This window comes from Vibrio sp. 2134-1 (assembly GCF_033339495.1).
The window spans coordinates 1-717 of the sequence record NZ_JAWOUS010000397.1; the positions used below are offsets into that span (position 1 = coordinate 1).

The window sequence follows — 717 nt, forward strand, 5'->3', positions numbered from 1 at the left end:
TTATTTTGATGACATTGCCGTGTTTGGTGCTCTTAATCGCTCTAAAGCCCTTAGTTTGGCAAGAGCCTCTGTACGAACTTGCCTTGTTACTATTAGCGTTAGATTGGCGAAGTTGCGAAACCCTCACCAAACAACTTGCCCTCGCCTTGTCGCGTGAGGATAAAACGCGCTGTCGCGAGCTACTCAAGCCTTTTGTGAATCGTGATACCGAAACGTTATCGCTTGTCGGTATAGGTAAAGCCGGAGCTGAAACCATCATTATGGGCTTTGGTCGCAATGTAGTGTGTGTACTGTTTTGGTATGCCATCGCAGGTGGGATTGGGGCGCTCATGTACCGTTTAACCATGGAGCTAGCACGAGCTTGGTCTCCTAGCCGTCGTCAGTATGCGCCATTTGGGAAACCAGCCATTCAAATCGTTGCCGTTTTAGAATTCATTCCATTGAGATTATTTGCCCTACTGTTGCTTGCTGGTCACAATATGTCCGCAGTGCTTAATGAACTCAAACAACAAGCGAAATCTTGGCCATTGCCAGGACCAGCTTGGTTGCTGTGTACTATCGGCAATAAGTTCCAGCTTTCGTTAGGAGGCCCTGCTCTATACCAAGGCGTCAGAGCAGAACGCACCAAGATTGGTGGACGCATTGTGCCTTCTGCTATTCATCTTGCACAAATCCAAATTTTGCTAGTTTGGCGCATCTTTGCTTGGATTGTGGTTC

At 47.6% G+C, this 717-nt stretch carries 1 protein-coding gene; it reads left to right on the plus strand.

Features of this window, described 5'->3' with window-relative positions; genetic code table 11:
* The coding region (locus tag R7R78_RS26230; RefSeq protein ID WP_225474625.1) for a cobalamin biosynthesis family protein at positions 1-717 on the plus strand (717 nt) is incomplete at both ends.